The following is a 25,853-nucleotide window of genomic DNA, read 5'->3' as shown; positions in this document are numbered from 1 at the left end:
TCGCGGTTACTCCGCGGCCGCGACGATGTTGACCACCTTGCGGCGGCCCTTCGAGCCGAACTCGACAGCGCCGGCGGCGAGGGCGAACAGGGTGTCGTCCTTGCCGCGGCCGACGTTCGCGCCCGGGTGGAAGTGGGTGCCGCGCTGGCGGACGATGATCTCGCCGGCGTTCACTTCCTGGCCTCCGAAGCGCTTGACGCCGAGGCGCTGGGCGTTGGAGTCACGACCGTTACGGGTGGAGCTTGCGCCCTTTTTGTGTGCCATCTCTGCGTCTCCCCTGGCCTTACTTGATGCCGGTGACCTTGACGCGCGTGAGGTCCTGGCGGTGCCCCTGGCGCTTCTTGTAACCGGTCTTGTTCTTGAACTTCTGGATCACGATCTTCGGACCGCGCGACTCACCGAGCACCTCAGCGGTGACGGTGACCTTCGCCAGCTTGTCGGCGTCCGTCGTGACGGCATCGCCGTCGACGAGCAGGACGGCGGGAAGCTCGAGGGACTCGCCGACCTTGGCCTTCTGACGATCCAGGACGACGATCGTGCCGACCTCGACCTTCTCCTGGCGGCCACCGGCGCGCACAACTGCGTAAACCACTTCACACCTGTTTTCGTTCGGGAGCGCGAGGCTCCGGTTGTCTTTGCGAGACTCGCTCTGTGAAAGATAAGTCTGGGTGCCGACCGACGGCTGAAAGCCGACGTCGCCATGCACGTGCTGCCCGAAGGCTGGAGACGCGCCGCACCAAAGGTCGAGTTTAGCCGATGCCGGGCAACATGCGCAAAAGGACGGGATGCGTGTCGCGGGCGAGCCGTAGCATCGACGGGTGGCGATCCTGATCGACGACCCCCGCTGGCCCGCTCATGGACGGCTGTGGGCGCATCTGGTCAGCGACAGCACGCTCGATGAACTGCACGCCTTCGCCGCGGCGAACGGCGTGCCGGCTCGCAGCTTCGATCTGGATCATTACGACGTCCCCGAATCCAGCCACGCGCGCCTCGTGGCCGCCGGTGCGCAGCACGTGGACGGCCATGAGCTGGTGCGCCGGCTGATCGCCTCCGGCCTGCGCGTGCGGGCCCGAGACCGGACCCGCACGCAGCGCTGACGGCAGCGGCGGTGTTACTCGCCGTCCTTGATGTGCGGCACGGGGGTGCCGGTGAGCGCGGCCGTCGACACGCGGCGCCGGCCTCTCCCCTGTCCCGGGGCCTTCGGCTCGGGAAGGGCCTGCAGCACGGAATCCAGCAGCAGGTCCTTCTCGGTCTTCGGCGCGGACGACTCCGACTTCTTCTTGCGGGCCTTCTTCGGGCGCTCCGCGCGGTCCGGGCGGTCGCCTCGGTCCGCGCGCGGCTCCCTCGCCTCGGTCCGGTCGGCGCGGTCGATGTCGACGGCTGCGGCCGGCTCAGCGACGGGGAGGTCCAGCGACCCGGCCATGGCCTCCTCGGGCGCGTTCTGGATGGTGGATGCCGCGATCTGCGCGAGGGCCGACTTGACGCCCTCGGTGATGACGTGGGTGCCCCCGGTGGGCGCGGGCGCAGGGGGCGCCTGGCGCGGGCGGCGCGCCGACGTGTTGCCGCCGCCGTTGCCGCGGTGCTTGACGACCGGATCGTGGTGCACGATGACACCCCGGCCGGCGCAGACGTCGCACGCCTCGCTGAAGGTCTCCAGCAGCCCGAGGCCGAGCTTCTTGCGCGTCATCTGCACGAGGCCCAGTGACGTGACCTCCGCCACCTGGTGCTTGGTGCGGTCGCGGCTGAGGCACTCCACCAGGCGGCGCAGCACCAGATCGCGGTTGGACTCGAGCACCATGTCGATGAAGTCGACGACGATGATGCCGCCGATGTCGCGCAGCCGCAGCTGGCGCACGATCTCTTCGGCCGCCTCGAGGTTGTTCTTGGTCACCGTTTCTTCGAGGTTGCCCCCGGAGCCGACGAACTTGCCGGTGTTGACGTCGATGACGGTCATCGCCTCGGTGCGGTCGATGACGAGAGAGCCGCCCGAGGGCAGCCAGACCTTGCGGTCCAGCGCCTTCTCGATCTGCTCCGTGATGCGGAACTCGTCGAACGGATCGTGGTCGCCCTCGAACCGCTGCACGCGGTCGAGCAGGTCGGGCGCAACGCCGGCGAGGTAGCTGGTGATGGTGTCGTAGGCGTCGTCACCCTGGATCAGCATCTTGGTGAAGTCCTCGTTGAAGACGTCACGCACGATCTTCACCAGCAGGTCCGGCTCGGAGTGCAGCAGCGCCGGGGCGCCCACGGTCTCGACCTGCTTGCTGATGTGCTCCCACTGGTTCGTCAGACGCTGCACGTCGCGGGTCAGCTGCTCCTCGGTGGCACCCTCGGCGGCGGTGCGCACGATCACCCCGCTGGACTCGGGCAGCACCTCCTTGAGGATGCGCTTCAGCCGGGCGCGCTCGGTGTCGGGGAGCTTGCGGGAGATGCCGTTCATGGCGCCGCCCGGGACGTACACGAGGTAGCGGCCGGGAAGGGAGATCTGGCTGGTCAGGCGGGCACCCTTGTGACCGACCGGGTCCTTCGTGACCTGCACGAGCACGCGGTCACCCGACTTGAGCGCCAACTCGATGCGGCGGGGCTGGTTGCCGGTCTCGACGGCATCCCAGTCGACCTCACCGGAGTACAGCACCGCGTTGCGGCCGCGCCCGATGTCGACGAAGGCCGCCTCCATGCTGGGCAGCACGTTCTGCACGCGGCCCAGGTAGACGTTGCCGATGAGCGAGGCGTCCTGGCTGCGGGCGACGTAGTGCTCGACCAGCACGTTGTCCTCGAGCACCGCGATCTGCACGCGGCCGTTCTTGGACCGCACGATCATCTCGCGGTCCACGGCCTCGCGCCGGGCGAGGAACTCGGCCTCGGTGACGACGGTGCGGCGCCTGCCGGCCTCGCGTCCGTCGCGACGGCGCTGCTTCTTGGCCTCGAGGCGGGTGGAGCCCTTGATGCGCTGCGGCTCGGTGATGAGCTCGACGGCACGCTGGCGCGGGGCGGGTGCCGACGCGGGAGCCGAGTCGTCGTCGTCATCGCCACCACGGCGCCGTCCGCGACGACGCGACGACGAGCGGCTGGGCTGCTCGTCCTCGTCGTCCTCCGGCCGGCGACCGGGGCGCGGGGGCAGCGGTGTGATCTCCGGGGCGTAGAAGTGCAGCTCGGTCGACACCGACGAGACGAAGTTCTCCGGCAGCAGGCCGAGGCTCACCGCCGTGATGGGGCCCTTCGGTGCAGCGGGCTCCTGCGGAGTCGTGGCTTCGGCGGGAGCGTCCGTGGCCGGCTCGGCGGCGGACTCGACCGGCGCGGCATCCGCCTCGGGGGCCATGTCCGTCTCGGATGCCTTCTCCGCCTCGGGTGCCGCGTCCGTCTCGGTCGAAGCCTCCCCCTCGGGTGCGGCGTCCGTGTCGGCGGGGCCGGAGGGCGCGGTGTCGCCGGAGGGCGGGGTCACCGTCTCTTCGGCATCGGTGGCAGGGGTCGTGGGGGTGTCATCGGTCATCACCGGCGTACTCCTTGCGGGCGACACCGCGCGTCGCCCGGCGAAATCTCGTGCGGGGCCGCTGTCGTCTCGTCTTTCACGATGCGGCTCGCGAACTCTCACTCGGTCTGCAGCCGGCTCGTTGGCGGCTGCGCTGGGCGTTCATCGCCCGAAGTCTTCGGTGATGCGGTCGCGGCGCGGCCGCGGGTGCATCACCGACCATTATCGCACTATCGGTGCATCTTGTGTTCGCGGAATGCCCGCCGGTCCCGTCGTGTCGTGAGGGGGCGCCGCGGCGATGGAATAATCCGGACATGGCAGAGACCCGATCGCAGCGCCCGTCCATCCTCGCCGTGTGGCTGATCATGGCGGGTCTGATCGGCTGGTGGGCGTCCTTCTCGCTCACCATGGAGCGGTTCGCGCTGCTGGCCGACCCCGAGGCGATCGCCTCGTGCGACTTCAGCCTGCTGGTGCAGTGCACGGCCAACCTGGAGTCCGCACAGGGCAGCGTCTTCGGCTTCCCCAACCCGATCCTGGGCCTGGCCGGGTGGGTCGCGCCGATCGTGGTGGGCTTCGCCCTGCTGGCGGGGGCGCGCTTCGCGCGGTGGTTCTGGTGGTGCTTCTGGGCGGGTATGGCGTTCGCGTTCGGGTTCGTGATCTGGCTCATCGCGCAGAGCGTATTCAGCCTCAACACGCTGTGCCCGTGGTGCATGGTGACCTGGGCGGTGACCATCCCGTCGTTCTACGCCGTGACGGTGCAGACGCTCCGGGAATCCGGCGTGCGGTGGGCGGCGAAGCTGGGCGCCTGGGTGCCGCTGATGACGATCGTGACCTATGCGGTGGTCGCTCTGATCGCCCAGCTGCGCCTGGACTGGATGGCGCAGCTCTGACGCCGCGTCGGTCTTCCCGAGGGTGACCGGGGAAGGCCGGTCGCGCGGACGAAGAACCGGCATCCGCCACGGATGACCCGGGAGCGGATGCCGGTTTCGGTACCGCGCGACGCCGGGCTCAGCGCGTGCGCTTGCCTGCCGACGTGTCGCGGGAGGTCAGAACCAGATCGCGAGTTCGCGCGCGGCGGACTCGGGGCTGTCGGAACCGTGGACGAGGTTCTGCTGCACGGCGACGCCCCAGTCGCGGCCGAAGTCGCCGCGGATGGTGCCCGGTGCGGCGGTCGTGGGGTCGGTCGTGCCCGCGAGGGAGCGGAACCCCTCGATCACGCGGTTGCCGGCCAGCCGGATCGCCACGGACGGGCCCGACATCATGAACTCCACCAGCGGCTCGTAGAACGGCTTGCCGGCGTGCTCGGCGTAGTGCGCCTCGAGGCGCTCGCGATCGGGCTCCACGAGCCGCAGGTCGACGAGGGAGTACCCCTTCGCCTCGATGCGGGCGAGGATCGTGCCGGTGAGGCCGCGGGCGACGCCGTCGGGCTTGACGAGGACGAGGGTTTCTTCGGTGGCCATGGTGTCAGTCTCCGTTTCGCTGTTCGGCTCCGCCGGCCAGGCGCGCGTTGCGCCGGTCCAGCGAGGCCCCCTTGATGGTGGCATACGCCCACATGCCGCCGAAAATGAGGGCGACCAGCAGCAGCGCGGGCACGAGGAGGGCGCCGAGCGCCACGACCACCTGCAGCACCCACCCGAAGGCGATCGCCCAGGGGTGGCGCACGAGGCCGGCCGTCACGACCATCAGCACGGCGACCACGCTGCCGGCCACCACGCCCCACCAATCCTCGATGCCGGCGGGGAGCACCTTCAGTCCGAAGATCACCAGCCCCGCGAGGAAGGCGATGACCGCCTCGAACACCAGCACGATCGACGCCAGGGACTCCTGTGCTCCGCGCGGCCGGCGCGGCCGCGGCGTGCGTGTCGCTGCGGTCATTCCTGCCACCCGCCCTTCCAGTCCTCGGCCGCCGCAAGCGCGATGGCCTCACCCGCCAGCAGCACGCTGCCGGCGATGACGACGGCGCGGCGATCGGATGCCGCTGCCCACGCCCGTGCCGCCTCGGTCGCCTCGGAAAGGTCGCCGTGCACGGTCACGGCGGTGCCCGCCTCCTCCACCAGGTCGGCCACGGTGTCGGCGTCGGCGGCACGCTCGGACAGCGGAGCGGTGGCGAACACGTGCGCCGCTGCCGGCGCGAGTTCGGCCACCACCCCGGCGACGTCCTTGTCCGCGAGCACGCCGAGCACGATCCCCCACTGGTCGAAGTCGAATGCCGACCCCAGCGCCCTGACGAGAGCTGTCGCGCCGTGCGGGTTGTGGGCACTGTCGACGAAGACCGTCGGCGAGATGCCGAGCAGCTGCAGGCGCCCCGGAGACGTCGCCTCGGCGAGGCCTTCGGTGATGACGTCGGGCGCGATCGGTCGGTCTCCTGCCCCGATGAGGGACTCGACCGCAGCGATCGCGAGCGCGGCGTTGTGCGCCTGATGCTCCCCGTACAGCGGCAGGTACAGCCCGTCGTAGGTTCCCGCCAGACCGCGCACCGAGATCTGCTGCCCACCGACGGCGAGGCGGTCATCGGTCAGCGCGAAGCGTTCGCCCTCGAAGGCGACGGAGGTGTCATGGGATGCCGCGGCGGCCCGCAGCACCCGCTCCGCGGCGGGATCCTGCCGCGCCGACACGACGGCCGAGCCGTCCTTGATGATCCCGGCCTTCACCTGGGCGATCTCCGCGATGGTGCCGCCGAGGCGGTCGGCGTGGTCCAGGGCGATGGGCGCGAAGACGGCGACGTCGGCGTCGGCGTTGTTCGTGGCATCCCACGAACCGCCCATGCCCACTTCGATCACCGCGACGTCGACGGGCGCATCGGCGAAGACCGCGAAGGCCAGCGCCGTCAGCAGCTCGAAGAAGGTCAGCGGCTCCTCGCCGGCGGCGGTGAGCTCGGCGTCGACGATCTCGACGAACGGGGTGATCTCGTCCCACGCGTCGGCGACGGCGGCATCGGTCGCCGGCTCGCCGTCGATCATCATCCGCTCGGTGAAGCGCTCCAGGTGGGGGCTCGTGAACAGCCCGGTGCGCAGCCCGTGGGCGCGCACCAGGCTCTCGACGATGCGACTGGTCGACGTCTTGCCGTTCGTGCCCGTCACGTGGACGACGCGGTAGGTGCGCTGCGGGTCGCCGAGGTAGTCCAGCAGCCGACCTGTGCGCTCCTTGCGCGGCTGCACCCAGCGCTCTCCCGCCCGCGAGAGAAGCGTCTCGTAGACGGCGTCTGCCCTGCTCCGGTCACTCATGCGCTCACCCGGCTCACTGCGACGAAGATCCCGCCCTCATTGGCGTAGGTGCCCGCCGGCACGTAGCCGACGTGGTCGGGCATGCCGCCGAAGACCTCCGCGTGCCACTGGTCGCTCTGCGTGTCCGCGGGCAGTGCGATGTCGCGTCCGGCGACGCGTGCGGCGAAGTCGACCGCGAGGGTCTCTCCCGCGACGTCGGCGGCATCCGCCCCGGTCTCCAGCGCGTCGGCGTCAGCGGTCGATTCCAGCAGCAGCTGCAGGCGGATGCGGTCGCTCACCTCGAACCCGGCCGCCTTGCGGGTGTCCTGCACGGCGCGAACGATGTCGCGGGCGAAGCCCTCGGCCTCGAGTTCCGGGGTCGTGGTGGTGTCCAGCAGCACGAAGCCCGCACCGGGAAGCAGCGCCAGCGCCTCGCCCTCGGGGCGCCCGCTGGTCTCGAGCACCAGGTCGTACTCACCCGGCTCGAGCGCGACACCGCCGGCGGTCACGACACCGTCGTGCTGCGACCAGTCGCCGTCCTTCGCCGCCCGGATGACCTGCTGCACCTGCTTGCCGAGGCGCGGCCCGGCAGCGCGGGCGTTGACCGACAGCCGGTGGGTGATGCCGTACTCCGCCGCCGTCTCGTCGCGCAGCGGCGCCAGCTTCACGGCCTTGACGTTCAGCTCGTCCCGCAGGATGTCGTCGAACTGCGCGAGTCCGTCGGCGTCGGCGGTGACGACGGTCAGCAACGGCAGCGGCAGGCGCACGCGCTTGCCCTCGCGCTTGCGCAGCGCGTTGGCGACACTGGTGACCTCGCGGACCGCGTCCATCGCGGTGCGGATGTCGGATGCCGCGGGGAACGCGTCGGCATCCGGCCAGTCCTGCAGGTGCACGCTGCGTCCGCCGGTGAGACCCTGCCAGATCTGCTCGGAGATGAGCGGGATGAGCGGCGCCGCCACTCGGGTGACGGTCTCGAGCACCGTGTAGAGCGTGTCGAAGGCCTCGCGGCTGGCCGGGTCGTCGGTGACGCCCGTCCAGAACCGGTCGCGCGAGCGGCGGATGTACCAGTTGGTCAGCGCCTCGGCGAACTCCCGCAGCTTCGTCGCAGCCGTCGTGGAGTCCAGCGCATCGAGCTCCGTGGCGACATCACGCACGAGGTCGCCCGTGAGCGCAAGGATGTAGCGGTCGAGCACGTTGGTCGAGTCGGTGCGCCACGATGCCTGGTATCCCTCACCGTCCGCCCCGCCGGCGGCGTTGGCGTAGGTGGCGAAGAAGTACCACGTGTTCCACAGCGGCAGAAGGAACTCGCGCACACCCGCGCGGATGCCCTCCTCCGTGACGATGAGGTTGCCGCCGCGCAGCACGGAGCTGGCCATCAGGAACCAGCGCATCGCGTCGGAGCCGTCACGGTCGAACACCTCGGACACATCCGGGTAGTTGCGCAGCGACTTCGACATCTTCAGCCCGTCGCTGCCGAGCACGATGCCGTGGCAGGCGACTCCGGTGAACGCGGGACGGTCGAACAGCGCGCCCGAGAGCACGTGCATGACATAGAACCAGCCGCGGGTCTGCCCGATGTACTCGACGATGAAGTCCGCCGGCGCGTGCTCGTCGAACCACTCGCGGTTCTCGAACGGGTAGTGCACCTGCGCGTACGGCATCGATCCCGAGTCGAACCACACGTCGAACACGTCCTCGATGCGCCGCATCGTGGACTGGCCGGTGGGGTCGTCGGGGTTCGGCCGCGTGAGTTCGTCGATGTACGGGCGGTGCAGGTCGACCTCGCCCTCGGCATTGCGCGGCAGGCGTCCGAAGTCGCGCTCGATCTCCTCGAGCGAGCCGTAGACGTCCACGCGCGGGTGCGCGGGGTCGTCGCTGCGCCACACCGGGATCGGCGAACCCCAATAGCGGTTGCGGCTGATCGACCAGTCGCGCGCGCCTTCGAGCCACTTGCCGAACTGGCCGTGCTTGACGTTCTCGGGCGCCCAGGTGATCTGCTCGTTCAGCTCGATGAGGCGGTCCTTGATCGCCGTGACGCGCACGAACCAGCTCGAGACGGCCTTGTAGATGAGCGGGTTGCGGCACCGCCAGCAGTGCGGGTACGAGTGCTCGTAGCTGGCCTCGCGCAGCAGTCGTCCCTCGGCCTTGAGCAGGCGGATGAGCGGGCGGTTGGCATCCATCCACAGCTCACCGGCGACGTCGGAGACCTGCGGCAGGAACCGCCCGCCGTCGTCGAGGCTCATGATCAGCGGGATGCCGGCGGCTTCGGTGATGCGCTGGTCGTCCTCACCGTAGGCCGGCGCCTGGTGCACGATGCCGGTGCCGTCGCTGGTGGTGACGTACTCGTCGACGAGGATGCGCCACGCGTTCTGCGTGCCCCAGGCCTCGGCGTCGGCGTAATAGTCGAACAGCCGGTCGTACTGCACGTCGGCGAGATCGGCGCCCCGCACGGTCTGCTGCACGGCGGCACGGGCGTCCTCGGCGCTGTCGTAGCCGAGGTCCTTCGCGTAGCCGGCCAGCAGGTCCTCGGCCAGCAGGTAGCGGTGAGACTCCCCCTCGGCACGGTCTTCGTGCACGTCGGCGGCGCCGTGGGGGCCCCCGGGGACCACGACGTAGGTGATGTCCGGCCCGACGGCGAGCGCGAGGTTGGTCGGGAGGGTCCACGGGGTGGTGGTCCAGGCGAGCGCGCGCACGGCGGTGAGTCCGAGCGTCTCGGCCTTCACGCCGACGAGCGGGAAGGTCACCGTGACCGACGGGTCCTGACGCATCTTGTAGACGTCGTCGTCCATGCGCAGCTCGTGGTTCGACAGCGGAGTCTCGTCCCGCCAGCAGTACGGCAGCACGCGGTGGCCCTCATAGGCGAGGTCCTTGTCGTAGAGGCTCTTGAAAGCCCAGAGCACCGACTCCATGAAACCGGTGTCGAGGGTCTTGTACCCGCGCTCGAAGTCGACCCAGCGGGCCTGGCGGGTGACGTAGTCCTCCCACTCGCGGGTGTAGGCGAGCACCGACGAGCGCGCCTTGTCGTTGAACGCGGCCAGACCCATCTGCTCGATCTGGCTCTTCTCGGTGATGCCGAGCTGCTTCATCGCCTCGAGCTCGGCGGGCAGTCCGTGGGTGTCCCACCCGAAGACGCGATCGACCTTCTTGCCGCGCATGGTCTGGAACCGCGGGAAGAGGTCCTTGGCGTACCCCGTCAGCAGGTGCCCGTAGTGCGGCAGGCCGTTGGCGAACGGCGGGCCGTCGTAGAACACCCACTCCGGGGCGCCCTCCCGCTGCGCGATGGAGGCGCGGAAGGTGTCGTCTTGGCGCCAGAAGTCCAGGACGTCCTTCTCGATGTCGGGGAAGCGCGGGTTGGGCACGACACCGGCGGCGGGGCCGAACGAGGCGCCGGGGGCCGACGCGGCGTCGGTCGATGCGCTCGTCGAGGGGCGAGGGTAGGTCATGTCACTCCAGCAGGTTGCGATGCGTCCTGCGAGGACGACCCGTAGGCCGCGGTACCACCCCGCGTGATCCCCGGCTGGCGCCGTGGACCCTCTCTCACTGCGGCTGTCACGGGCCTGCCCCGCTCGGTTCTACTGGCGGTTTCCCGCGTTCTTCCGAGAGCTCCCCGGTGATGGCCGGATCGATGCTGGTCGTCCGATTGTACGCGTCCGTAGGCTGGAGCGCATGCCGCCCCGCGACACCCGCCCCCGCCCGCCCCGCCAGGCGCTCCCCGATCTGCCGCCCCGGTTGACGGCCGGCACGGCGCTCGGCCGCCGCAGCGATGTGTCCCAGACGCGGTTGGAGGGTTTGACCGCAGACGTGGATGCCGCCCATGCGCGCCTCGTGGAGTGCGTCCTCGCCGCCAGCGCCGTGGGCCGCCTCGACCTCACCGGAGCGACGCTGATCGATGTGGCGATCGAAGACCTGCGGGCCACGACCGTCGCCGCCGTCAGCGGCACCTGGCGCTCGGTGGCGGTCACCGGCGGGCGCATCGGCACGCTCGATCTCTCCCGCGCGCAGGTGGATGCCGTGGAGGTGCGCGGCGCCCGCATCGACTACCTGGCGCTCGGGCAGGCGGTCGTCGCGGACGTGCTGATCGCCGACTGCGTGATCGGCTCCCTCGATCTGCCGGGCGCGTCGCTGGAACGGGTGCGGTTCGAGGACAGTCGCGCCGATGACGTCGACACCCGCGAGATGCGGGCGACGGACCTCGACCTGCGCGGGCTGCAGGCGCTGGGGTACACCGATCCGGCGGCGCTTCGCGGCGCCACGCTCTCTGCGCACCAGGCATCCGCTCTGGCGGAGTCGTTCGCCGCGGCGCTCGGCGTGCAGGTGCGCGACTGAGACCGACCGCTCACCGCCCGGTCACCGCCCGGCGGCGAGCAGCTCCCGCGTGAACGGATGCCTCGGGGCGGCGAAGACGTCGGCGACGGGCCCCTGCTCCACCACCGCGCCGTCCTGCATGACGAGCACGTCGTCGGCGACGGCGGCCACGACGTCGAGGTCGTGCGAGACGAAGACCATGGTGAGGTCGCGGTCGGCGCGCAGCCGGCGCAGCAGCGCCAGCACCCGCTCCCGCACGGTGGGATCCAGTGCCGAGACCGGCTCGTCGAGCACGAGCACGTCGGGGTCGACGGCCAGCGCCCGCGCGATCGCGGCGCGCTGACGCTGCCCGCCCGACAGCTGAGCCGGCCGTCGTCGCGCGAGGCCGGCATCCAAGCCCACCTCGGTCAGCAGCTGCGCGGCCCGGGCGGCGCGCTGTGCCCGCGGCGCTCCGCCGGCGGCGAGCGCTTCGCGCACCGACCTGCCGATGGTCCAGCGGGGGTCGAACGCACCCAGGGGGTTCTGATGCACCAGCTGCACACGGCGGCGCAGCGCCTGCTCGTCGCGCCGGGACCAGGTCGCCTCCCCGATGCGGACCGAGCCCGCGTCGGGGCTCTCGATGCCGACGATCATCCGGGCGAGCGTGGTCTTGCCCGAACCCGACTCCCCCACCACCCCCAGCGTGCGACCGCGCGCGAGATCGAAGGACACGTCACGCACCGCGGGGCGATCGAACGCCTTCGACAGCCCCCGCACGCAGACGAGCGACTCCTCATCAGCGGCGCCCGCCTGCGCGGCGGAGGGCGCGTGGTGCGTCGCAGCCACGAGTGCGCGTGTATGCGGGTGCTGGGGCGCACCGAACACCTGGGCGACGGTGCCCTGTTCCACGAAGCTGCCGGCCTGCATCACCGCGACACGATCGGCGACCCGGCGCACCGCGGCGAAGTCATGGCTGACGAAGACGACGGCCGTGCCGCGGTCGGCGATCGCGCGCAGCAGGTCGAGCACGCGGGCCTGCACGGTCGCGTCCAGCGCGGTGGTGGGTTCGTCGGCGATGAGCACGGCCGGCTCCCCCGCGAGCGCCGACGCGATCAGCGCGCGCTGCCGCAGGCCACCGGACAGCTCATGCGGGTACTGCCGCACCCGGCGCGCGGCGTCGGGCATGGCGACCTCGGTCAGGAGCGCCCTGACGCGGGCGGCGCGGGCGGCGCGTGACATTCCGGGTGCGTGGATGCGCAGCGGCTCGGCCACCTCGGCGCCGATGCGACGCAGCGGGTCGAGGGAGACCAGGGCGTCCTGCGAGACCAGGGCGATGCGCGACCCTCTCAGCCTGCGCCACCCCCGCTCGTCCAGACGCAGGGTGTCGACGCCGTCCACGGTGAGCGCGTCGGCCGTCATGCGGGCGCCGTCGGGAACGAGACCCATCAGGGAACGCGCGGTCAGCGACTTGCCGGCGCCGGACTCTCCCACGATCGCGAGGCACTCACCGGGAGCGACGGTGAAGGACACCCCGGCCACCGGAGTGGCTCGGCCGAACGAGATCCGCAGCCCCGACACCCGCAGCGCACTCATGAGAACCTCCCGTCCGCGCGGGAGCGCAGGGTGCGGCCGACGACGGTGGCGGCGATCACGGTGAGGGTGATGGCCGCACCGGGGAACACCGACACCCACCACGCCTGACCGATCACGTTGCGACCGCCCGAGAGCATCAGTCCCCATTCCGGAGTGGGTTCGGTGGGGCCGAGGCCGAGGAAGCTGAGACCCGCGGCGGCGAGGATGCTGGAGCCGATGCCGATGGTGGCGAGCACGCTCAGCGACCCGACCACGCCCGGTGCGACGTGACGGACGAACGCCCGCGGCGCCGGCACCCCGAGGATGCGGGCGGCCTCCACATGCTCCGCGGTGCGCAGGGTTCGCGTCTGCGCTCGGGCCAGGCGCACGTAGACCGGCACGGCGGCGATGGTCACCGCCAGCGCCACGTTGGTCGGCCCCGGGCCCAGCACGGCCACCACCACGAGGGCGATGAGGAACTCGGGGAAGGCCAGCAGCACGTCGGTGGCCCGCATCGCAACGGCATCCACGACCCGGGGCGCGATGCCGGAGAGCGAGCCGACCAGAAGACCGACCGTGAAGGCGAGCGCGGTGGCCAGCAGCCCGATGCCCACCGAGCGGGCCGCGCCGTGGACCACGCGGGCGTACACGTCGCGGCCGCTCTGATCGGTGCCGAACGGATGCTCCGCCGAGGGCGCGAGGAGCGCCTGCCGCACATCGGTCTGCAGCGGGTCGATCGAGGTGAACAGCTGCGGGACGAACGCGGCGGCGGCCACGACCGCCAGCACCGCGACCGCGGCGGCCAGCAGCGCACGCTGCGCGGGCCTCACGCCGGCACCCCCGTACGCGGTGCCACCGGCGACGGCCGGCGGCGCAGGCGCGGGTCGATCAGCGGATAGACGAGCTCCACGATCGTGTTGACGACGACGAACACCAGCGCACTCAGCAGGATGATCCCGGTGATCACGGGTAGATCGCGGTCGGCGATGGCGGCGAGGGTCACCCGGCCGATGCCGGGACGGGCGAAGACCGTCTCGACCAGCACAGCACCGCCCAGCAGCGAGCCGACGAGGTAGGCGGCGAGCGTGAGGGCGCCCGTGGCGCCGTGGCGCAGGGTGTGATGCAGCGTCAGCCGCGTGGGGCTCGCGCCGCGTGCGCGCACCGTCGTGGCGAACGGCTGCCGTTCGGCCGCTTCGATGCCATCGCGCAGCACCTGTCCGAGGAGCGCCGCCACCGGGAGAGCCAGCGTGACGGCGGGAAGCACGAGAGTCGCCGGGTTGCGCGACCCCGACACCGGGAACCAGCCCAGCCCGAAGGCGAAGACGCTCAGCAGCACCAGGCCGATCCAGAACACCGGCGATGACAGCACGACCAGCTCCGCGCCGGCGACCACGGTGCGCGCGACCCGGCCCCGGGCGAGCAGGGCGACGGCGAACGCGATCGCGACGGCGATGAGCAGGGCCAGGGCGGTCAGCTGCAGCGTGGCGCCGAGCTGACGCCCGATGACCTCGGCCACCGGCATCCGCAGCTGGTACGACTCCCCCAGCTCGCCCCGCAGCAACTGTCCGAGGTAGCCGACGTACTGCTCGAGCGGTGGGCGGTCGAGTCCGAGTTCGGCGCGGATGCCGTCTTTCACGGCGTCGCTCACCTGCGCCTGCGGCCCGAGCATCACGTCCACCGGGTCGCCGGGGATCACCCGGAAGGCCAGGAACGCCACGGTGGCAGCGCCCCACAGCACGATGACGACGGATGCCGCGATGCCGGCGGCGCGCAGAGCGATGCCCCGGGCGCGCTGCACCGCTGGCGTCATGGTGACCTCCGCGCCCCGAGGGCGCTCGTTCACCCGACCGTGACGTCGTAGAAGAGGGGGCGTCCGTACAGATCGTAGGACAGGCCGTCCACCCGCTCGCCCACCGCCGTGATGAAGGCAGGACTGTACAGCGGCACGATGGCGACGTGCTCGGCGTTCCACTGCTGCACCTCGCGGTACAGCACCGCACGCTCGTCGGCATCGGTCTTCGCCACGGCATCCTCGAGCAGCAGGTCCATCGCCGGATCCTTCACCTGCGAGGCGTTCTGGAAACCCTCGCTGTGCAGGTGGCTGCGCAGCAGGTCGGGGTCGACGCCCGAGAAGCCCCAGTCGGTGAGGTCGAACGTCTTCGGGCCGTACTGCTCGTTGTAGGCGCCGGGTTCGAGCACCTCGCGCACGATCTCGAAGCCGACCGCTTTCAGGTCGGACTGGATCGCGTTCGCGAGCGCCGCGCGGTCGTCGGGCACCGGGGTCCACGCGATCCAGCGGGCCGAGAGTCGGTCGCCGTCCTTGGTGCGGTAGCCCTCGGCGTCGCGCTCGGTCCAGCCGGCCTCGTCGAGCAGCGCGTTCGCCACGGCCGGGTCGAACGGCCAGGTGCCCTCGAGCGACGCGTCATACCCCGGGGTCGTCGAGCCGAGGATGCTCCACGCCCGCGGGAACTGCCCGGAGTAGATCTGCTCGACGGCGGTGTCGATGTCGATGGCGCGGCTGAGCGCCTGGCGCACGCGCTCGTCGGCGAGCACGCCGTACGCCTCATTGAGGTACAGGGAGTACGGCAGCCCCGGGTACTCCAGCGAGTCGACCGTGAGGGGATCGCCGAGATCGGCGGCCAGGTTCGGGGGCAGCTGGCTGGCGAGGTCGGCCTCGCCGCTTTCGACCACCCCGACACGGACGGCGGCCTCGGGGAGGATGCTCACCCGCAGCGTCTCGAACGACGGGGCGCCCTGCCCGTCGGGACCCCAGGCGTAGTCGTCGTTGCGGGTGTAGACGATCTCCTGGTCGGGCGTGTAGTCGGTCAGCTCGAACGGGCCGGTGCCGACGGTCACGCCCGGCCCGCCGGCCTTCAGCCGATCGGCGGACTCTTCGAGCACGGCCGGCGAGTAGAAGCCGAGGTGCGCGGTGCTCGCCGCCTGCAGGAACGGCGCGTAGGCCTGGGTGAAGTCCACGCGCACCGTGTGGTCGTCGAGCACCTCGGTTCCGGCGTAGAACTCCGCTCCCATCATGCTCGCCGCCTGCGCGGAGGCGGTCTCGGGGTCGACGATGCGGTCGAAGTTCGCCTTTACCGCGGCGGCGTCGAAGGGCTCACCATCGTGGAACATCACGTCGTCACGCAGCTCGAATGTGTAGCTGGTGCCGTCGTCGGAGATCTCCCACGATTCGGCCAGCCACGGCGAGAAGGTGCCATCGGCCTCTTGGAACACCAGCGAGTCGAGCACCGCCCGCTGCACGAGCGACGACACATCGAGCTGGCTGGTCTGCGGGTCCATGTGCCCGGCGGAGAGGTTCGCCCCCTCGATCGCCCACACGACTTCGCCCCCGTCGGCGGTGTCGTCGCCGGCCCCGGCGCAGGAGCTCAGGACGAGTGCGGCCGCCACGGCGACGGCGGATGCGGACAGGAAGCGGCGAAGCGAAGGCATGGCGAAACCTCGGGTGTCAGGGGTGAGCCGTTCCACGCTACCCCGTTTCTGGACGGGGTGGATCTATTCGGCGCGCCCCCACGGAATGAGGGAATCCTCCCCGGCGAGGGGCACATCGCGGCTTCCGCCCCTCAGTTCGCCGGATCTCCTCACTTCGGCTGTTGCTCCCTTCTCCCGATCTCATCCGACCTCGCGCCCTCGCTTCGACGGAATGAGGGGGTCCTCCCGGGTGAGGGCACATTGCCGGCATCCGCCCCTCTGTTCGCCGGATCTCCTCATCTCGGAGGCGCGGGCGACTCCGGGGGCGCGGGCGACTCCGGGGGCGCGGGGACTCACGAGGCGCGGGCGACTGAGCCGCAAGTCGGCCGCGTGCCCAGCACTGCGGCGGACTAGTGCGATCCGGCGCTGCGACCGGGTACCGCGAGGGGGCAGCTTGGTCGCGCCTCACCGGGCGCGGTGCAGCCCCTGCGCAATCGCGCGCTGGATGAGGTCCTGAACCGATGGCCAGTTATCGACGACCTGGACGTAGTCCACGCGAATGACGTGGTAGCCCCGCAGCATGAGCTCTGCGTCATGTGCGATGTCGGCTCGCCTCTGGGCGCCGACATGATGGGCGCCGTCGATCTGCAGCACCAGCCGGTCGCCGATGAGAAAGTCCACGCGGTGTCCGGCGATCCACGCCTGCGGAACGATGGGCAGCCGCAGCCACCGCAACCGTGGCGGCACGAAGCTCTCGAGTCCCGAGTCTGCGAACGGGTTCGCCGCCTCGAGCAGCCGGCGCGCCGCCCTCGTCAGCGGGAGCCGCTGCAGGGTGGCGCGCTCGACCAGACCGCGACGCAGCGCGGACTCCCACACGGCCAGCGCAGGCTCGACGGGCTGACAGGCCGCGACCATCGCGAGCACGTTCTCCAGAGGATCGACCAGGGCATCGGGATGCCGTGCGAGAACCGGCTCCGCCCAGTGCACCCGCGCCCCGGCTGCACGTATCTCCCCGGCATGCGGCCTCGCCGCCACGTGCGCCTCGGTTTCACCCAGCACCCAGAGCCCGAGCCGACGAGCCTGGGTGACGCAGGTCAGCACGACGCGGTCACGAGCGGCCGCCACGAGGTACGGGTCGGCGTCCGGCACTGCGACCCACAGCCGCTGCACCGCGACGAGATCGCCGCGCCGGACCGCCTGTGCGATGTGATGCGCGCTGAATCCCGCCGCGCGGAGGGTGGCGCGGCGCGCCACGCCACCACGGGCGATGACCGGTGCGCCGACGTCCATGGGCCCAGTGTCGCGAGGCCGGCGCACGCCCCGCGGCCTGCGACGCGGTTTCCGGGATACATCGCGTCGTCGCGAGGCTGGGGAGAAGCGGCCGCACGGGTGCGTCCCGGCGTCCCCGCTGCCCGAATGAGGGGATCCGGCCGACTGAGGAGGGCATCGCGGCATCCGCCCCTTTCTTGGTCGGATCTCCTCATTTCGGTCGCGCGGGGGTGGGAGCGGCCGACGCAGGGGGCGCGACCCACGCCGGGCGGCTCGGCCCGGACGCGAATCGCCCGCCCGCGCCGGTAAACTGTGCGGACGGTCCACACTCAGGCACGCTCACACAGTGCCGCACATATCGCTCGAGGAGTCACCCATGTCGCAGATCCCTGACAAGCCCGCACTGGAAGGCCTCGAGCAGAAGTGGGATGCCGCGTGGAGCGAGCAGGGCACCTATCTGTTCGACCGTGATGCCGCCAAGGCCAAGGGCCGTGCGGGCGTGTACTCCGTGGACACTCCCCCGCCCACGGCATCCGGAAGCCTGCACATCGGCCACGTCTTCTCGTTCACGCACACCGACGTAAAGGTGCGCTACGAGCGCATGCGCGGCAAGACGGTGTTCTACCCGATGGGCTGGGACGACAACGGCCTGCCCACCGAGCGCCGCGTGCAGAACTACTACGGCGTGCGATGCGACCCGTCGCTGCCGTACACCCCCGACTTCACTCCCCCGTTCGAAGGCGGCGACAACAAGAGCAGCAAGGCCGCCGATCAGGTGCCCATCAGCCGCCGCAACTTCATCGAGCTGTGCGAGCGGCTCACCGTCGAGGACGAGAAGCACTTCGAGGCGCTGTTCCGCCAGCTCGGCCTGAGCGTCGACTGGACCCAGACCTACCGCACCATCTCCGACGAGACGATCCGCACCAGCCAGCTGGCGTTCCTGCGCAACGTCGAGCGCGGCGAGGCCTACCAGGCGATGGCGCCCACCCTGTGGGACATCGACTTCCGCTCGGCGATCGCCCAGGCCGAGCTCGAGGACCGCGACCAGCCCGCCGCGTACCACCGGGTCGCCTTCCACCTCACCGACGGAACCGGTGACATCGAAATTGAGACCACCCGTCCCGAGCTGCTCCCCGCCTGTGTCGCCCTCGTGGCCCACCCCGACGACGAGCGGTACCAGCCGCACTTCGGCTCGACCGTGCGCACGCCTCTCTTCGACGTCGAGGTGCCCGTGCTGGCCCACCCCCTCGCGCAGAAGGACAAGGGGTCGGGCATCGCCATGATCTGCACCTTCGGCGACGTCACCGACATCATCTGGTGGCGCGAGCTGGACCTGCCCAACCGCACGATCCTCGGCAAGGACGGCCGCGTCGTGGCCGAAGCCCCCGACGTGATCGCGACCGACGCCGCGCGCACCGCCTACGCCGAACTCGCCGGCAAGACCGTCTTCAGCGCCAAGAAGCGCATCGTGGAGCTGCTGCGGGAGTCGGGCGAACTCATCGGCGACCCGAAGCCCTTCACCCACCCGGTGAAGTTCTACGAGAAGGGCGACCGGCCGCTCGAGATCGTCTCCACCCGCCAGTGGTACATCCGCAACGGCGCCCGCGACGCCAACCTGCGCGAGAAGCTCATCGCCCTGGGCGCCGGCATGGACTGGCATCCGGACTTCATGCGCGTGCGCTACGAGAACTGGACCAACGGCCTCACCGGCGACTGGCTCGTTTCGCGTCAGCGGTTCTTCGGCGTGCCGATCCCCGTCTGGTACGCCCTCGACGAAAACGGCGAGCGTGACTACAGCCGTGTGCTCACGCCCGACCTGGCGAGCCTTCCCGTCGACCCGACCGTCGACGTGCCCCCGGGCTACACCGAGGACCAGCGCGGCGTGCCCGGGGGCTTCGACGCCGAGCGCGACATCTTCGACACCTGGGCGACCTCATCGCTCACCCCGCAGCTGGCGGGCGGCTGGGAGCGCGACCCCGAACTGTGGGACCTCGTCGCCCCCTTCGACATGCGCCCGCAGGGCCAGGACATCATCCGCACCTGGCTGTTCTCGACCATGCTGCGCAGCGCCCTCGAGGACGACCGCGCGCCGTGGACGGATGCCGCGATCTCAGGCTTCATCGTGGACCCCGACCGCAAGAAGATGTCGAAGTCCAAGGGGAACGTGGTGACCCCGGCGGACATCCTCGCCCAGCACGGCACGGATGCCGTCCGCTATTGGTCCGCCTCGAGCCGCCTGGGCGCCGACGCGGCGTTCGACCCGCAGAACCCCACGCAGGTGAAGATCGGCCGGCGCCTGGCGATCAAGGTGCTCAACGCCGCCAAATTCGTGCTGTCGTTCCCGGTTCCCGAGGGCGCCGAGGTGACGCACGCCCTGGATGCCGCCATGCTCGCCACCCTCGACAACGTGGTGCGTGAGGCGACGAAGGCCTATGAGGCGTACGACCACGCGCGCGCGCTGGAAGTGACCGAGGCGTTCTTCTGGACGTTCTGCGACGACTACCTCGAGCTCGTCAAGGAGCGCGCCTACAACCAGGCCGACGTCGGCCAGCCTTCGGCGGCGCTCGCGCTGCGTCTCGCGCTGTCGACCGTGCTGCGCCTGCTGGCGCCCGTGCTGTCGTTCGCGACCGAGGAGGCATGGTCGTGGTTCGAGGAGGGTTCGGTGCACACCGCCGCGTGGCCCGAGCCTCTCGGCATCGAGGGTGACCCCGCGGTGCTCACCGCCGTCGGCGAGGCCCTCATCGGCATCCGTCGTGCGAAGACCGAGGCCAAGGCGTCGCAGAAGACCGCGGTCGAGCGCGCGACCATCGGCGCCACCCCCGCCACCGCGGCTCTGCTGCGGCTGGCCGAGGGAGATCTGAAGGCGGTCGGACGGGTGGCGGAGATCACCTACCAGGACGCCGAGTCCACTTCCGTGCTCGACATCGTGCTCGCACCGCAGGAGGCCTGACATGCAGCTCGGAACACGCTGGACCTCCGGTGACGAGCCGCCCCGCTCGGTGCCCGACAGCATCCGGGGCCAGATCCTGGCCGTAGACCGGTCCATTCCCGGCGACGAGCTGGGGCAGCCGCGGCCGCGCTGGACGCTGACCTTCCTCGAGGGGCGTCCGGTCGCGGAGCTCGAGACGGGTGTCGTGGTGTCGCTCGACGCTGACGGCAACGCGGTGGTCGGGCACGACGCCGACGACGATTTCGCCTGACGCCCGCGAGGGTCAGCGGGGCGGCATGCCCCACATGTGCATCGCGACGGCGCGCTCGCGCTGCCGGATGCCGGCGATGAGCGCGCGCTCCTGATCGAGCAGGCCGGCGATCGCGGCACGGGCGGCGAGGCGATCCGCGCGACGCTGCATACGCCGCGCCACCGCGTCCTCGGCCCGCAGCGCGAGTCGCAGCAGGGCGCGCTCGGTGGCGGTGGGCTCGATACCGGTGATGGATCGGCCGGGCGAAGCGACGTACGCACTCATGAGGGGTCTCCTTCGTCGAGGGGGAACAGGTCCGCCCGGATGGTGACGGGGCGCACATCATCGCCCTGCTGGTCGCGGTAGCGGTCGACGGTCTCGTCGATGAGGGCGCTGATGCGCTCGGACAGGTCGGCCCGGCGGTCCCGCTAGAAGCGGCGCGCCGTGATGTCCACCCGGGTGGCGGCAGCAAGCGCCTCGCGGATGTCCAGCGCCGGGGTCGGCGCGGGCGCGGCATCCGCCATCTGGTCCTCGGGCAGCGACGGGTCGCTGAAGTAGATGCGCCCGTACACCGGGGTCTCGGGCTCGGATCGCCAGCTCTCGGCGAGGGTGCCCGCGTCGACGGTGTCGAAGCCGAGCCGGCTGATGATCTCCGCCGCCTCGGCCTTCGCCTGGGCGTCGTCGCCGGCGACGGGCAGGGCCGTGCGATCGTCCGCGTCGGCCGGGCGAGCCAGGGCCGGGATGTGCGCGGCGAGGATGTTGTTGAACGCCTTCACGTAGCGGGTGGCGCCCAACTGACGCTGCACCAGTTCACCCGTCGTCACACTGTTGTCGCGCAGCTCCGCGATGCTGCCGTCGCGCGACGGGTAGTAGTTGCTCGTGTCGATGACGAGAGCCTCGGAGAGCAGCCCGGCAGGCAGGTCGGGCACGGCCTTGAGCGGGATGGACAGCACGACGGCGTCGCCGCGCTCGGCGGCCTCGGCGACCGTGCCGGCCTGGGCGCGCGGGCCGAGTTCGGCGACCAGGTCCTGCAGCGTCTCCGGTCCTCGGGAGTTCGCGATGATCACGTCCATGTCCGCAGCGACCGCCAGCCGCGCGACGGCCGATCCGATGTGTCCGCTTCCGATGATTCCCAGCGTCGTCATTCTGCTTTCCCTTCGGTCGGCTCCGGCGTGATGTCCGCCGCAGGGCCGCGGTGGCGACCCTTGCCGAGGGCGAACCGCCCGCGCCCGCTGAGCATTCCCCGCCGGCCCGTTCAGCCGATCGAGCACGTCCCGCCGATCGGACACGTCCCGCCGTCCGGCGACCGCCCGCGCCGTAGGCTGAGACGATGACCGACGAGACCAACCCCCTGCTGCAGCCGAGCCCCCTCCCCTACGGACTGCCGGACTACCCGGCGATCCGCGCCGAGCACTACCTGCCGGCGTTCGAGGCCGCTTTCGCCCAGCAGCGCGCGGAGGTCGACGCCATCACGGCGAACCCGGAGCCGGCGACATTCGACAACACGATGACCGCTCTGGAGCTGTCCGGTGACCTGCTCGGCCGCGTCGCCCGCACGTTCTACACCGTGTCCTCGGCGGATGCCACGCCCGACATCCAGGCGGTGGAAGAGGCCCTTGCCCCGCTCATGTCCGCCCACCAGGACGCGATTCAGCTCGACAGCGCCCTCTATGCGCGCGTGCGGTCGCTGTTCGCGCGCCTGGATGAGCTCGACCTGACCCCCGAGCAGCGCTATCTCGTGCAGCGCCGGCACACCCAGATGACGCACGCGGGCGCCGGACTCTCGGATGCCGAGAAGGAGCGCCTGACCGCCCTCAACCAGCGGCTCTCGGTACTGACGAACACCTTCGAGAAGAACCTCCTCGCCGACACCAACGACCTCGCGGTGGTGTTCGACGATGCGGCGGAGCTCGATGGGCTGACCGAGGGCGAGCTTTCGGCCGCAGGCCAAGCCGCCGCCGACCGCGGTCTCGATGGCTCCTACGTCGTGACGCTTCCGCTGTTCACGGGCCATCCCTACCTCTCCTCGTTGACGAATCGGGAATCGCGCCGACGCCTCATGGCTGCCTCGCGCGCACGCGGCTCCCGCGGCAACGCGTACGACAACCGCGGCGTGCTGCAGGAGATCGTGAAGCTGCGCGCGGATCGCGCCGAGCTGCTGGGCTACGCCAGCCACGCGGCGTACGTCACGTCCGATGAGACCGCCGGGTCGCCCGACGCTGTGCGCGACCTGCTGTTCCGCCTCGCCGCCCCGGCGGCCCGCAACGCCGAGCGCGAGCGAGCGGCCCTGCAGGAGATCATCGACGGGGAGGCTTCGCCGTTCCCGCTCGAAGCACACGACTGGGCGTTCTACACCGAGCGCGTCCGCGAGGCGCGGTATGCCCTCGACCGCTCCGCGCTCCGCCCCTGGTTCGAAGCCGAGCGGGTGCTGCGCGACGGTGTCTTCTTCGCCGCGACCGCGCTCTACGGCATCACCTTCACCGAGCGCGAGGATCTTCCCGCCTACCATCCCGACGTACGGGTCTTCGAGATCCACAACGCCGACGGTTCGCCGCTGGGGCTGTACGTGCTCGACCTCTACACCCGCGACACCAAGCGCGGCGGCGCGTGGATGAACTCCATCGTGCTGCAGTCGCAGCTGCGCGGCACGGATCCGGTCGTCGTGAACAACCTCAACGTCTCCCGTCCCGCTGCTGGGCAGCCGACGCTGCTCACCCTCGATGAGGTCAACACGCTCTTCCACGAGTTCGGGCACGCACTGCATGGCCTGTTCGCCACCGTCACCTACCCGAGCTTCGCGGGAACGAACGTGTACCGCGACTTCGTGGAGTTCCCCAGCCAGGTCAACGAGATGTGGATCTACTGGCCCGAGGTGCTGGCCAACTACGCCCGACACATCGAGACGGGTGAGCCCCTGCCCGACGACGTGGTCGACAAGCTGGCGGCATCCGAGACCTTCAATCAGGGCTTCGAGACCAGCGAGTACCTCGCGGCCTCGTGGATCGACCAGGCCTGGCACCGGCTGAGCGCTGCCGAGGCGGCCGAGAACATCGACGTCGCCGGGTTCGAGGCCGCCGCACTGGCCGAAATCGGACTGGACTCCCCCGCCGTACCGCCCCGGTACTCGTCGACGTACTTCGCGCACATCTTCTCCGGCGGCTACAGCGCCGGCTACTACTCCTACATCTGGAGCGAAGTGCTCGACGCCGACACCGTCGAGTGGTTCCACGAGAACGGCGGACTCACGCGCGCCAACGGCGACCGCTTCCGCCAGCGTCTGCTGGGCGTCGGCGGGTCGAAGGATCCGCTGGAGGCCTACCGCGACTTCCGGGGCCGCGATGCCGACATCGCGCCACTGCTGAAGCGCCGCGGTCTGGCGGACTGAACCTCACCGCCGTGTCGTGGGTGTCGGCACATCGCCGGCACCCACGCTGAGGCCGGCGCTACCGATCCGCGCTCGCGCGTCCGGATTCGTTCGGTCGGGTGAGCTGCGGGTGGGCGAAGACCCCGTGGCGAACGCCGTCGACGAAGGCGATCGCGTCGGCCGCGGTCTCATGCAGCGGACGCAGGGAGTCCAGGCGCAGTCGCATGTCGCTCCAGCGTTGAAGATGCTCTCGCCGAGCAAGAACGGACTCCCACGTCGGTTCAGGGAAACCGGCGATTCCTCTCCGCCGATCCTGCAGCCGCCGTCGATGCGTTGCCGGATCGCTGCAGAAGACCTCGATGAAAGCCAGCGGAGTCGAGAGGCTCGAGGCGAGCGCCTTCCATTGGCCTCGGGCTTCGTCGACGTCGTTCACCGCATCGACCAGGACATCGTTCCCCAGGAGCAACTGCTCCCGGGCGAGCTCTTCCGCGACGACGTACGCAGCGAGCCCGGTCGGCTGGGTCCTTTCCACTCCGGCGCGCCACATCGCGGCCTCGATGGGGTCCACCGAGAGAAGCGCGCAGCGAAGTCCGCTCGCGAGTTCTGCGGCGATGGTGCTCTTGCCCACCCCCGGAAGACCCGCCATCACGATCAGCATGGGGTGATTCTGGCATCACGAGCCCGGCGAGGGGCGCGGTTGCGAGAGCCTGCCTCCTCAGCACAGACCGCGTCCCGAAGAGTCCGCGGACGACTCTTGTCCGCGCTCAAGGCGTGGCTAGGCGCTCTTGCGCTTCTGGCGCAGCAGGAGGGTTGGAGGGGCTCCCTCGACGACCGCGGGCGTGATGACCACGCGCTCGACATCTGCCGTCGACGGGATGTCGAACATGATCGGCCCGAGGACGTCTTCGAGGATCGCGCGCAGACCGCGCGCGCCGGTCTTGCGCAGCACGGCCAGGTCGGCGATGGCGCGCAGCGCGTCGTTCTCGAACTCCAGCTGCACGCCGTCGAGCTCGAACATGCGCTGGTACTGCTTCACCAGCGCGTTCCGCGGCTCGGTGAGGATCTCCATGAGGGCGTCCTGGTCGAGCGGCGCGACGGATGCCACGACGGGCAGCCGGCCGATGAACTCGGGGATCAGGCCGAACTTGTGCAGGTCTTCGGGCAGCACCTCGCTGAAAAGGTTGAGGTTCTCGCCCTTGTCGTGCAGCGGGGCGCCGAAGCCGACGCCGTGCTTGCCGACGCGGGACGAGATGATCTCCTCGAGGCCGGCGAACGCGCCCGCCACGATGAACAGCACGTTGGTCGTGTCGATCTGGATGAACTCCTGGTGCGGGTGCTTGCGCCCGCCCTGCGGCGGCACCGAGGCGACGGTGCCCTCGAGGATCTTCAGCAGCGCCTGCTGCACGCCCTCGCCGGACACGTCGCGCGTGATCGAGGGGTTCTCGGCCTTGCGCGCGATCTTGTCGACCTCGTCGATGTAGATGATGCCCGTCTCGGCGCGCTTGGTGTCGAAGTCGGCCGCCTGCAGCAGCTTGAGCAGGATGTTCTCGACGTCCTCACCGACGTAGCCGGCTTCGGTGAGGGCCGTGGCATCCGCCACGGCGAAAGGCACGTTCAGCCGCTTCGCGAGCGTCTGGGCGAGGTAGGTCTTGCCGCAGCCGGTGGGGCCCAGCAGCAGGATGTTGCTCTTGGCGATGTCGATGTCGTCGACGCGCTGCTCTGCGGGCTGCAGGGTGCCGTGGGAGCGGATGCGCTTGTAGTGGTTGTAGACCGCCACGGACAGGGCGCGCTTGGCCGGCTCCTGGCCGACGACGTATTCCTCGAGGAAGGAGAAGATCTCGCGGGGCTTGGGCAGGTCGAAGTCGGCGACCTCGTCAGCGCCCGATTCGGCCATGCGCTCTTCGATGATCTCGTTGCAGAGCTCGACGCACTCGTCGCAGATGTAGACACCGGGCCCGGCGATCAGCTGCTGGACCTGCTTCTGGCTCTTGCCGCAGAAGGAGCACTTGAACAGGTCGGCGCTTTCACCGATGCGAGCCATCAGGGCGTCTCCTCACTGCTCCCGGTCAGGAACTCTTCGAGCCTAACCG

General features: G+C 70.5%; 22 protein-coding genes. 6 read left to right on the top strand and 16 right to left on the bottom strand.

What is annotated here, in order from left to right; translation table 11 throughout:
• Nucleotides 1-6: 6 nt before the first annotated feature.
• Entirely contained in the window at nucleotides 7-264 is a 258-nt protein-coding gene (rpmA, locus tag NQ165_RS01625; protein WP_191717567.1) for a 50S ribosomal protein L27, read from the bottom strand.
• A gap of 19 nt (nucleotides 265-283) precedes the next feature.
• The gene (gene rplU, locus NQ165_RS01620; protein WP_257530660.1) at nucleotides 284-592 is read right to left on the bottom strand and encodes a 50S ribosomal protein L21; all 309 of its coding nucleotides are present in this window, start codon (nucleotides 590-592) and stop codon (nucleotides 284-286) included.
• A gap of 226 nt (nucleotides 593-818) precedes the next feature.
• On the opposite strand from rplU, the gene NQ165_RS01615 reads away from it, so the two are divergent.
• Entirely contained in the window at nucleotides 819-1,097 is a 279-nt protein-coding gene (locus tag NQ165_RS01615) for a DUF4031 domain-containing protein (RefSeq protein ID WP_257530658.1), read from the top strand.
• Between the two features lie 14 nt (nucleotides 1,098-1,111).
• Here the strand turns inward: NQ165_RS01615 and NQ165_RS01610 are convergent, their stop codons facing one another.
• Complete coding sequence (locus NQ165_RS01610; protein ID WP_257530656.1) at nucleotides 1,112-3,487, bottom strand: Rne/Rng family ribonuclease; 2,376 nt, start codon at nucleotides 3,485-3,487, stop codon at nucleotides 1,112-1,114.
• Between the two features lie 293 nt (nucleotides 3,488-3,780).
• On the opposite strand from NQ165_RS01610, the gene NQ165_RS01605 reads away from it, so the two are divergent.
• Entirely contained in the window at nucleotides 3,781-4,356 is a 576-nt protein-coding gene (locus NQ165_RS01605) for a vitamin K epoxide reductase family protein (protein ID WP_257530654.1), read from the top strand.
• A gap of 156 nt (nucleotides 4,357-4,512) precedes the next feature.
• On the opposite strand, the gene ndk is transcribed toward NQ165_RS01605, so the two are convergent.
• The 4 genes from ndk to ileS are packed head-to-tail and all read right to left on the bottom strand — an operon-like array spanning nucleotide 4,513 to nucleotide 10,112.
• On the bottom strand, nucleotides 4,513-4,926 hold the full coding sequence (gene ndk / locus NQ165_RS01600; protein ID WP_257530652.1) for a nucleoside-diphosphate kinase: 414 nt from the start codon (nucleotides 4,924-4,926) through the stop codon (nucleotides 4,513-4,515).
• Between the two features lie 4 nt (nucleotides 4,927-4,930).
• Nucleotides 4,931-5,341, bottom strand: coding sequence for a DUF4233 domain-containing protein (locus NQ165_RS01595; RefSeq protein WP_257530650.1), 411 nt, complete (start codon nucleotides 5,339-5,341; stop codon nucleotides 4,931-4,933).
• Entirely contained in the window at nucleotides 5,338-6,690 is a 1,353-nt protein-coding gene (locus tag NQ165_RS01590) for a folylpolyglutamate synthase/dihydrofolate synthase family protein (protein ID WP_257530648.1), read from the bottom strand. Before NQ165_RS01590 ends, NQ165_RS01595 begins: the two co-directional genes overlap by 4 nt.
• On the bottom strand, nucleotides 6,687-10,112 hold the full coding sequence (ileS, locus tag NQ165_RS01585) for an isoleucine--tRNA ligase (RefSeq protein ID WP_257530646.1): 3,426 nt from the start codon (nucleotides 10,110-10,112) through the stop codon (nucleotides 6,687-6,689). Before ileS ends, NQ165_RS01590 begins: the two co-directional genes overlap by 4 nt.
• Before the next feature lie 223 nt (nucleotides 10,113-10,335).
• On the opposite strand from ileS, the gene NQ165_RS01580 reads away from it, so the two are divergent.
• Nucleotides 10,336-10,995 (top strand): hypothetical protein, encoded by a 660-nt coding sequence (locus NQ165_RS01580; protein ID WP_257530644.1) that lies wholly within the window; start codon nucleotides 10,336-10,338, stop codon nucleotides 10,993-10,995.
• A 21-nt stretch (nucleotides 10,996-11,016) separates the two neighbouring features.
• On the opposite strand, the gene NQ165_RS01575 is transcribed toward NQ165_RS01580, so the two are convergent.
• The 5 genes from NQ165_RS01575 to NQ165_RS01555 form a co-directional block, all read right to left on the bottom strand.
• Complete coding sequence (locus tag NQ165_RS01575; protein WP_257530642.1) at nucleotides 11,017-12,546, bottom strand: ABC transporter ATP-binding protein; 1,530 nt, start codon at nucleotides 12,544-12,546, stop codon at nucleotides 11,017-11,019.
• Nucleotides 12,543-13,355: an ABC transporter permease gene (locus NQ165_RS01570; RefSeq protein ID WP_257530640.1), complete on the bottom strand. Its 813-nt coding sequence runs from the start codon at nucleotides 13,353-13,355 to the stop codon at nucleotides 12,543-12,545. The genes NQ165_RS01575 and NQ165_RS01570 overlap by 4 nt, the downstream gene beginning before the upstream one ends.
• A complete protein-coding gene (locus tag NQ165_RS01565; RefSeq protein WP_257530638.1) occupies nucleotides 13,352-14,335 on the bottom strand; it encodes an ABC transporter permease in 984 nt (327 codons plus the stop codon). Before NQ165_RS01565 ends, NQ165_RS01570 begins: the two co-directional genes overlap by 4 nt.
• 29 nt (nucleotides 14,336-14,364) lie before the next feature.
• Nucleotides 14,365-15,972, bottom strand: a complete 1,608-nt coding sequence (locus tag NQ165_RS01560) for an ABC transporter substrate-binding protein (RefSeq protein ID WP_257530636.1) — start codon at nucleotides 15,970-15,972, stop codon at nucleotides 14,365-14,367.
• A 444-nt stretch (nucleotides 15,973-16,416) separates the two neighbouring features.
• On the bottom strand, nucleotides 16,417-17,241 hold the full coding sequence (locus NQ165_RS01555) for an endonuclease domain-containing protein (protein ID WP_257530634.1): 825 nt from the start codon (nucleotides 17,239-17,241) through the stop codon (nucleotides 16,417-16,419).
• 355 nt (nucleotides 17,242-17,596) lie between these two features.
• Here NQ165_RS01555 and valS point away from each other — a divergent pair, with 355 nt between their 5' ends.
• Together valS and NQ165_RS01545 are read left to right on the top strand one after the other, a co-directional pair.
• Nucleotides 17,597-20,170, top strand: coding sequence for a valine--tRNA ligase (gene valS, locus NQ165_RS01550; protein WP_257530632.1), 2,574 nt, complete (start codon nucleotides 17,597-17,599; stop codon nucleotides 20,168-20,170).
• A 1-nt stretch (nucleotide 20,171) separates the two neighbouring features.
• Nucleotides 20,172-20,420 carry a hypothetical protein gene (locus NQ165_RS01545; RefSeq protein ID WP_257530631.1) on the top strand — a complete coding sequence of 83 codons (249 nt, stop codon included), beginning with the start codon at nucleotides 20,172-20,174 and terminating at the stop codon, nucleotides 20,418-20,420.
• Nucleotides 20,421-20,432: 12 nt separating this feature from the next.
• Here the strand turns inward: NQ165_RS01545 and NQ165_RS01540 are convergent, their stop codons facing one another.
• Both NQ165_RS01540 and NQ165_RS01535 read right to left on the bottom strand, forming a co-directional pair.
• Nucleotides 20,433-20,684 carry a hypothetical protein gene (locus NQ165_RS01540; RefSeq protein WP_257530629.1) on the bottom strand — a complete coding sequence of 84 codons (252 nt, stop codon included), beginning with the start codon at nucleotides 20,682-20,684 and terminating at the stop codon, nucleotides 20,433-20,435.
• A 143-nt stretch (nucleotides 20,685-20,827) separates the two neighbouring features.
• Entirely contained in the window at nucleotides 20,828-21,544 is a 717-nt protein-coding gene (locus tag NQ165_RS01535; protein ID WP_257530627.1) for an NADPH-dependent F420 reductase, read from the bottom strand.
• 185 nt (nucleotides 21,545-21,729) lie between these two features.
• On the opposite strand from NQ165_RS01535, the gene NQ165_RS01530 reads away from it, so the two are divergent.
• Nucleotides 21,730-23,784: a M3 family metallopeptidase gene (locus tag NQ165_RS01530; protein WP_257530625.1), complete on the top strand. Its 2,055-nt coding sequence runs from the start codon at nucleotides 21,730-21,732 to the stop codon at nucleotides 23,782-23,784.
• Nucleotides 23,785-23,842: 58 nt separating this feature from the next.
• Here NQ165_RS01530 and NQ165_RS01525 read toward each other — a convergent pair whose 3' ends face one another.
• Together NQ165_RS01525 and clpX are read right to left on the bottom strand one after the other, a co-directional pair.
• Nucleotides 23,843-24,421, bottom strand: a complete 579-nt coding sequence (locus NQ165_RS01525; protein ID WP_257530623.1) for an AAA family ATPase — start codon at nucleotides 24,419-24,421, stop codon at nucleotides 23,843-23,845.
• 117 nt (nucleotides 24,422-24,538) lie between these two features.
• Nucleotides 24,539-25,804, bottom strand: a complete 1,266-nt coding sequence (clpX, locus tag NQ165_RS01520; protein ID WP_257530621.1) for an ATP-dependent Clp protease ATP-binding subunit ClpX — start codon at nucleotides 25,802-25,804, stop codon at nucleotides 24,539-24,541.
• Between the last annotated feature and the right edge of the window lie 49 nt (nucleotides 25,805-25,853).

Source organism: Microbacterium sp. zg.Y1084 (assembly GCF_024623595.1).
GTDB classification, from domain to species: domain Bacteria; phylum Actinomycetota; class Actinomycetes; order Actinomycetales; family Microbacteriaceae; genus Microbacterium; species Microbacterium wangruii.
The sequence above is the reverse complement of the archived record's forward strand: the minus strand, read 5'-3'. Positions and strand labels throughout refer to the sequence as shown.

Bases quoted from the DNA above. Each gene is read 5' to 3' on its own strand.
- NQ165_RS01575 (WP_257530642.1), bottom strand. From the start codon at position 12,546: ATGAGTGCGCTGCGGGTGTCGGGGCTGCGGATCTCGTTCGGCCGAGCC.
- NQ165_RS01565 (WP_257530638.1), bottom strand. From the start codon at position 14,335: ATGACGCCAGCGGTGCAGCGCGCCCGGGGCATCGCTCTGCGCGCCGCC.
- NQ165_RS01595 (WP_257530650.1), bottom strand. From the start codon at position 5,341: ATGACCGCAGCGACACGCACGCCGCGGCCGCGCCGGCCGCGCGGAGCA.
- NQ165_RS01535 (WP_257530627.1), bottom strand. From the start codon at position 21,544: ATGACGACGCTGGGAATCATCGGAAGCGGACACATCGGATCGGCCGTC.
- NQ165_RS01590 (WP_257530648.1), bottom strand. From the start codon at position 6,690: ATGAGTGACCGGAGCAGGGCAGACGCCGTCTACGAGACGCTTCTCTCG.
- NQ165_RS01555 (WP_257530634.1), bottom strand. From the start codon at position 17,241: ATGGACGTCGGCGCACCGGTCATCGCCCGTGGTGGCGTGGCGCGCCGC.
- ndk (WP_257530652.1), bottom strand. From the start codon at position 4,926: ATGGCCACCGAAGAAACCCTCGTCCTCGTCAAGCCCGACGGCGTCGCC.
- NQ165_RS01605 (WP_257530654.1), top strand. From the start codon at position 3,781: ATGGCAGAGACCCGATCGCAGCGCCCGTCCATCCTCGCCGTGTGGCTG.
- NQ165_RS01530 (WP_257530625.1), top strand. From the start codon at position 21,730: ATGACCGACGAGACCAACCCCCTGCTGCAGCCGAGCCCCCTCCCCTAC.
- NQ165_RS01580 (WP_257530644.1), top strand. From the start codon at position 10,336: ATGCCGCCCCGCGACACCCGCCCCCGCCCGCCCCGCCAGGCGCTCCCC.
- NQ165_RS01525 (WP_257530623.1), bottom strand. From the start codon at position 24,421: ATGCTGATCGTGATGGCGGGTCTTCCGGGGGTGGGCAAGAGCACCATC.
- NQ165_RS01610 (WP_257530656.1), bottom strand. From the start codon at position 3,487: ATGACCGATGACACCCCCACGACCCCTGCCACCGATGCCGAAGAGACG.
- clpX (WP_257530621.1), bottom strand. From the start codon at position 25,804: ATGGCTCGCATCGGTGAAAGCGCCGACCTGTTCAAGTGCTCCTTCTGC.
- ileS (WP_257530646.1), bottom strand. From the start codon at position 10,112: ATGACCTACCCTCGCCCCTCGACGAGCGCATCGACCGACGCCGCGTCG.
- NQ165_RS01545 (WP_257530631.1), top strand. From the start codon at position 20,172: ATGCAGCTCGGAACACGCTGGACCTCCGGTGACGAGCCGCCCCGCTCG.
- NQ165_RS01560 (WP_257530636.1), bottom strand. From the start codon at position 15,972: ATGCCTTCGCTTCGCCGCTTCCTGTCCGCATCCGCCGTCGCCGTGGCG.
- NQ165_RS01540 (WP_257530629.1), bottom strand. From the start codon at position 20,684: ATGAGTGCGTACGTCGCTTCGCCCGGCCGATCCATCACCGGTATCGAG.
- rpmA (WP_191717567.1), bottom strand. From the start codon at position 264: ATGGCACACAAAAAGGGCGCAAGCTCCACCCGTAACGGTCGTGACTCC.
- valS (WP_257530632.1), top strand. From the start codon at position 17,597: ATGTCGCAGATCCCTGACAAGCCCGCACTGGAAGGCCTCGAGCAGAAG.